This window comes from Gemmata sp., assembly GCF_051859125.1.
Classification (GTDB): domain Bacteria; phylum Planctomycetota; class Planctomycetia; order Gemmatales; family Gemmataceae; genus Gemmata.
The window spans coordinates 1-6,518 of sequence record NZ_JBHYGG010000161.1 but is presented as its reverse complement, the minus strand read 5'-3'; the positions used below and the strand labels follow the sequence as shown (position 1 = coordinate 6,518).

Sequence of the window (6,518 nt, the reverse complement as noted above, 5' to 3'; positions counted from 1 at the left end):
AAAGACCCCTGGTCTGGTAGGGGCCGCCCTCCGTGGCGGCCCGCCAGCCACTTTCTGCGTATCCCAAGAGGAGTTCAACGGAGTGCGGTCACGTCCGACCGCCCCTGCGGCTCTTCTACTTCACCTGGCCCGAGTGGCCCTTGATCTCGCCGACGGGCTCGGCGCGGCCGCCCAGGTGCTTCGCCAGGAACTGCTCGGTCACCGCGAAGAAGTGCAGCCGGTTCTCGGGCCGCACGAACCCGTGCCCCTCGTCCGGGTACAGCACGTACTCGACCGGCTTGCCGGCCTTCCGCATCGCGTCCACGATCTGGTCGCTCTCCGCCACCTTCACCCGCGGGTCGTTCGCGCCCTGGCCGATCAAGAGCGGCCGCTGGATCGCGTCCACCTTGAACAGCGGGGACCGCTCCTTGAGGAACGCCTCCTCCTTCTCCGGGTCGCCGACCCGCTTGGCGAACAGCGCCTTCATCGGGGCCCAGTACGGCGGGATCGTCTTGAGCAGCGTGGTGATGTTGCTCGGGCCGACGATGTCCACCCCGCACGCGAACACCTCGGGCGTGAACGTGAGCCCGACGAGCGTCGCGTACCCGCCGTAGCTGCCGCCCATGATCGCGACCTTCTTCGGGTCGGCGACGCCCTCCTTCGTGATCCACTCGACGGCGTCGAGCAGGTCCTGGTGCATCTTCCCGGCCCACTCGCGGTTGCCGGCGTTGAGGAACGCCTTGCCGTACCCGGTGCTGCCGCGGAAGTTCACCTGGAGCACGGCGTACCCGCGGTTCGCGAGGAACTGCGCGAGCGGGTTGAACCCCCACGAGTCGCGCGCCCACGGGCCGCCGTGGACGAGCAGCACCGTCGGCAGGTTCTTCGCCTCGACCCCGAGCGGCTTCGTCAGGTAGCCGTGGACCGTGAGCCCGTCCTTCGCCTTGTAGCTGATCGGCTCGGTCTCCGCGAGTTGCACCTTCTCCAGCTTCGAGTTGTTGACGAACAGCAGCTCGGCCTTCTTGGTCGGGCGGTCGTAGAGGTAGTACGCGACCGGGCCGTTGTCGGCGGTGTACGCGACGACCCACTTCGACTGGTCCGTGGTCTGGCTGCTCACCGCGAAGTCGCCGCGGCGCACCTTGGCGAGCGCCTCGAAGTCCGCCCTCACGCTGTCGTCGAGCACCTTCCACTCGGTGCGGGCGCGGGTGACCGACACGGCGAGCGGCACGCGGCGCTTCTCGTCGATCATCGCGCCGCCGATGTCGTACTCCTTGTCCTCGGCGACGACCTCTTCCTTGCCCGTGGCGAGGTCGAGCTTCACGAGCCGCATGGTGTTCGCGTCGTGGTTGCCGACGACGTACAGCGTGTTCGCGTCGGCCCCGAACCCGGCCGCGGAGCCCTGCTCCTCGACGGTCCAGTGCTTGATCGTCTTCCACTCGTCGCCGGGCTTGGCCCGCACCAGGAGGTCGTACCCGCCCTCCTTCGCGTTGGCGGCGGTGGCGGCGCGGATCACGAAGTCCTTGTCGGTGGTCCACCCGAGGACGTTGCCGGGGTTCTCGGTGTCGAGCTTCTCCTCGCCCGTCGAGATGGTGACCCGGTGCATGTCGAACGCGGCCTTGGTCCGCTTGTTGAGCCCGACGAGGACCGTGTCCGGGTGGTCCTTGTCGAGGTCCACGCCCTGCACGCGGACGCCCGGGAACGGGGTCAGGTCGCGGGTCTTGGCGGTCGCGAGGTCGGCCGCGAACAGGTGGAAGTTCTCGTCGCCGCCGGCGTCCTGGAGGTACAGCAGGTGCTTGCCGTCGTGCGCCCAGAAGTACGACCGGACGCCGCGCTTCTCGTCGCCGGTGATCTTCTTCGCGTCGCCCTTGTCGAGCGGCCGCACCCACACCTGCATGACGTTCTTGTCGTCCGGCGCGAGGTACGCGAGGTGCTTGCCGTCCGGGCTGACCTGCGGGCCGGCCTTGTCCGGGTTCCCGAACAGCACGTCGCGGGGGATCAGGGGCGGCAGCGCGGCGGACGCCGTGACGGCGGTGGTCAGCATGGTGATCGCGGCCAACAGTGTGGCTCGGCTCATCGAGAGTCCCTCCCGGGTGGTGAACGCGACGTGATTATACGGACCGGGCCGGGCGGCCCTGCGGCGCGTCTGTGCGACACCTGCGTTGGGCCTTTTGGCGAGCGGGGGACGTGAGTCCCCCGGTAGAACCGCCATTCTCAGCTACCGGGGGACTCACGTCCCCCGCTCGCCAAGATCCCCCGGTGCGTCAGTGCGACACCTTGTCGGCCCCGGGGAGGACGGCGCCGAAGTCGCGGGCGATGCGCGCGATGTACGACGTGAGCAGCGCTTCGACGCGGCCGGGGGTGTCGGCGGCGACCACGAACCCGATGTGGTGCTTCACGTCGGCCCGGTGGACGATCTCCGGGTCGGTGAACCCCGACGTGTCCGGCGTCTCGTACCGCGACAGCGACATCACCACCCCGCCGAACCGCGCCTTCAGCGCCGGGAGCCGGTAGGCGTCGGTGCCGCGGGCGACCTCGAGCGCGGCCCACTCGGACCACAGGTTCACCCCGGTCGCGTGCTCGACCATGTCGGCCGTGTGCGCGCCGCCGACGCGGGCCGACGTCTCGATGAAGTAGAACTTGCCGTCGGCGTGCGCCCGCATGAACTCGGTGTGCGACGCGCCCCAGCCGAGCCCGAACCCGGTCAGCACCCGCTCGTTCACCGCCCGCAGCGCCGCGACCTCGGGCCGGTCCCGCGGCACGGTCCGCGTCGCGTACACGCCGCCGCCCTGGTACACGTCGAGCAGCGGCCGCCAGTAGCCGTTCACCTCGGCGAACACCACCTTCCCGTTCGCGCTCAGCGAATCGACGTGGTACAGGTCGCCGGGGACCATCTGCTCGATGAGGTGGAACGAGCGGTCGTCGCCGAGTTCGGTGATCCGCCGCCACACCTCGTCTTGCGTGTGGGCCTTCCGTATCCCGGCAGCCGACGCCTCGCCCCGCGGCTTCACGAGCCACGGGCCGGGCACGCGGGCGAGGAACGCGTTCACCTCGCGGTCGTTGAACAGCGGGCAGAAGTCCGGGATGGTGACGCCAAGTTCGCGGGCCTTCACGCGCATCGCGAGCTTGTCGCGGAACAGCCGCGCCGGCGACTCGCCGAGCCCGAGGTGGGTGGCGCGCAGGTGCTCGCGGACGAGCGCGCCGACCTCGACGTCGAAGTCGTCGAGCGCGACGACGCGGTCGAACGCCAGCCCGCGGGTGAGGAACGCCACCGTGTTGAGGAGCCCGCGGCGGTCGTGGAAGTCCTTGACCGCGAACACGTCGGCGCACGCGCCCCGCGCCCACGGCTCGCCGAGCGCGCCTTCGACGGTGAGCAGGTACGCCGCGTGCCCGTCGGCCTTCAGGCGTTCGAGGAACCGGTTCCCCTTGAAGTAGCTGGCGAGGCAGAGGACGTTCATAGCAAGTGCGGAGTGCGGAATTCGGAGCGCGGAGTCCAGACAGCGGAGCGCCGCGCTCCCATGTCTTATTGCCTTTCAATCCGCATTCCGAATTCCGCACTCCGCATTTCAGCGGACGCGCTCGAAGACCACGGCGCGGCTCCCGCGGCCGAGTTCCCGCCACCGCTCGGGGTGCGCGAGGAAGTATTGTTCGCGGCGCGACTTCCCGTTGTCGGGCTTGGTGTCGTCCGGCGGGTTCGAGGTGATGACGGCGTAGTCGAAGCCCCACCGGTCGCGCCAGCCCTCCAGCTTCGCGCCGAACTCCTCGGGCGGCGACTTGATCGCGTCGATGTACTCCCTGAGCATGTCGTCGCCGTACAGCTCGCACCGGTCGTCCATGTAGATCTTCAGCGTCGGCGCGTAGTAGATGAGGTAGCCGCCGAGGTCGAGGTCGTTGAACACCCGCGACCCCGGCGGGATGACGCGCACCGCGGGGTTCAGATCGACGGGCACCTCGTTCACGTCCATCTGCACCCACCCGGCCCCGATGACCGGCACCGGCACGCGGGCGACGTCGAGCGCCGCCGCCAGCGCGACGAGAGCCGCCGGGATCACCCACCACCGCGTTCCGCCGCGAACGAGCGCTACCCGCGCGGGGTCGTCCTCGGGGTTCCACGCGAGCGAGCCGTCGCCGTTCTTCACGAGGTAGCGGTGAAGTGCGGTGAACCGCCACAGGTCGGCGATGCACACCGCGGCGGTGATCGCGAACAGCGGCCCGTGGCGGATGCTCTTGAACGTGAGCACGAGCCACACGAGCGGGATCAGCCACGTCACGCGCGGCCACTTCGGGAGCGTGCTGAGGAGCAGCACCACGTACACCGCGGCCATCCCGACGATCATGATGCCGGTCTGCGAGGTCGGGTCCATCGGCTTGTGCTCGCTGATGACCTGCGGCATCACCTTGGACGCGAGCAGCCGCTGCCAGATGTCGAGCATCCGCAGCCCGTGCGGGTTGACGAGCGGCGTGAGCAGGCACGCGCTCACGATGCCGACGAGTGCGAACGCGACGGGCCAGTTCGTGATGGGCGAGCGGGGGGCGTCAGCCCCCCGAGTCTTCTCCCCTCCGGGCACCTCGGGGGGCTGACGCCCCCCGCTCGCCAGGAACAACACCCCCCAACCCGCGACACACAGGCCGAGCGTCATCGTGCCGCCGAGGACGCCGCCGTGCAGGTTCGTCCACACGACGTACAGCGGGACCAGCCACGCGAGCCGCCGGATCGAGCACCACCCGCGCTCGTAGTCGATGGCGCACATCATCGTCCACCCGAGGAGCGCGATGGTGAACATGTGCGGGCGGACGTAGTAGTGGAACGCGCCCACAAAAATGCCCCCGCCCACGACCAGCGCCGCGAGCATCGGTCCCATGCCGCCGCCGTACTCGGTTCCGGGTACGTCACGGGCCGGCGAAAGGACGCAGCGCCGGAAGATCAGCGTAAACAGCGCCGCGACGCCGGTGGCGAACGCGAGGAGCATCAGGTCGAAGCCGCCGCGGTCGTGGGCGACGGCCATGAGGACCTCCGAGCCCCACTGCTGCGGCACCCACGGCTGCCCCTCGAACGTGTAGCTGAACGGGTCGGTCTGCGGGATGCCGCGGTCGAGGGTGATCTGGCCGACGACGATGTGCCACAGCGACCCGGGGTCCCAGAACCCGCGCTCGCGGAACGCGAACAGCGTCCCGACCCAGACGAGCAGGAAGAACAGCGTCTCGGGTCGCAGGAACCGGTTCACAGCGCGCCTCCGCCAGCCGAACGGACCGATGGAAGAGTAGTACGGGATTGCGAACCGAAGGGTGAGGGCGCGAGCGGGACCGACGGCCGCACGCGTTTCCGCGATTCCCGTTTGACGCGGCCCGGATCGTTCGGCATGTACAGATAGACACGTCTATTGCCCCGGGGTTTGCACGAAGCCCCAGGGTTTGCACCCTGGGCTACGGCCTGTCGTCCCTCCGGGACTCGGGTGGTTGGTCGGTCCGCGTAGCCCAGGGGTCCCAGGGTTTGCACCCTGGGCTACGGACTGTCGTCCCTCCGGGACTCAAAACCTCCGAGCCCCCAGAGGGGGCGGCAGTGCGTAGCCCCTCGGCCCCAGGGGTTGCACCCTGGGCTACGGACTGTCGTCCCTCCGGGACTTAAAGCATTGAAGCCCCCGAAAGGGGGCGGCAGTGCGTAGCCCAGGGTGCAAACCCTGGGTCTGTGATGCCCACCCGACATCCCCTTCCCCCGCGTGCTCACATGCCCATGCTTACCCTCGACATGGAGGCCGTGCTGTCCCGCGCCGCGGACCTCCGCGCCGAGGGCTCGACCTGGGCCGCCGTCGCCGCCGCGCTCGACATGGACGCCGACGAACTCAAGGCGCTGTGCCGGTTCAACCCGGCGTACCAGCGCGCCGCCGCACGGGCGCGGCGCGAGGTGATCGCCGACGCCGCGGCCGAGTCCATGCGGTTCCTCCGCAAGCGGCTCCGCGGCGACGACGTGAGGGCCGCGCGCCGCGCCGCCGAGACGCTCTCGCGGGTGTGCATGACGCGAATCCGGCACCGCCGCCCGGTGAAGGACCGGCCGCCGCGCGTGGACCCGCGCCTCGAAGGGCTGCGGCCCGAGGACGCCGAGGAGGTATTGTTCCAGTGCGCGATGACCCCCGAGGAGCGCGCCCGGCACGACAAGATCGAGGCCGCGTGCCTCCCCGACTTCGACCGCGGCTTCGCACGGGCCCACGCCGACATGCTCAAGCGCCACAAACTCAAGAACCCGCCGCCCGACAACCCAGACGCGACGGGCACCGGCGTGCCGCGCGCCCCGCACGACCCGAGCGGGCCGGCAAGTGGAGCGGCGCGTGCGCCCCACGACCTCGCGAGCGCGGCCCCCTCACCCGCCGCGAAGCGCGGCGACCTCTCCCCCCGGACGGGGGGCTCAGGAAGTGCGGAGTGCGGAACTCGGATCGCGGAGTTCCAACCCGGTCTTCATTCCGCACTCCCCACTCCGCGTTCCGCACTCGCCGATGCCCCCGGTCTCGGGGGAGAGGTCGCGACGAGGCTCTGCGAGTCGCGGGTGAGGG

At 70.1% G+C, this 6,518-nt stretch carries 3 protein-coding genes and 1 pseudogene; 1 reads left to right on the top strand and 3 read right to left on the bottom strand.

The features are described from left to right. Positions 1–115: 115 nt before the first annotated feature. The 3 genes from ACTIGN_RS15290 to ACTIGN_RS15280 form a co-directional block, all read right to left on the bottom strand. The gene (locus ACTIGN_RS15290) at positions 116–2,050 is read right to left on the bottom strand and encodes a S9 family peptidase (protein ID WP_439625297.1); all 1,935 of its coding nucleotides are present in this window, start codon (positions 2,048–2,050) and stop codon (positions 116–118) included. A 187-nt stretch (positions 2,051–2,237) separates the two neighbouring features. Further along, positions 2,238–3,431 carry an ATP-grasp domain-containing protein gene (locus ACTIGN_RS15285; protein WP_439625295.1) on the bottom strand — a complete coding sequence of 398 codons (1,194 nt, stop codon included), beginning with the start codon at positions 3,429–3,431 and terminating at the stop codon, positions 2,238–2,240. Between the two features lie 108 nt (positions 3,432–3,539). Beyond that, a complete protein-coding gene (locus tag ACTIGN_RS15280) occupies positions 3,540–5,198 on the bottom strand; it encodes a hypothetical protein (protein WP_439625293.1) in 1,659 nt (552 codons plus the stop codon). A 500-nt stretch (positions 5,199–5,698) separates the two neighbouring features. On the opposite strand from ACTIGN_RS15280, the pseudogene ACTIGN_RS15275 reads away from it, so the two are divergent. Beyond that, positions 5,699–6,518: pseudogene (locus tag ACTIGN_RS15275) on the top strand (hypothetical protein); the annotation flags it as partial.

Coding starts and splice junctions, on each gene's coding strand:
- ACTIGN_RS15290 (WP_439625297.1), bottom strand. CDS start 2,050: ATGAGCCGAGCCACACTGTTGGCCGCGATCACCATGCTGACCACCGCC.
- ACTIGN_RS15285 (WP_439625295.1), bottom strand. CDS start 3,431: ATGAACGTCCTCTGCCTCGCCAGCTACTTCAAGGGGAACCGGTTCCTC.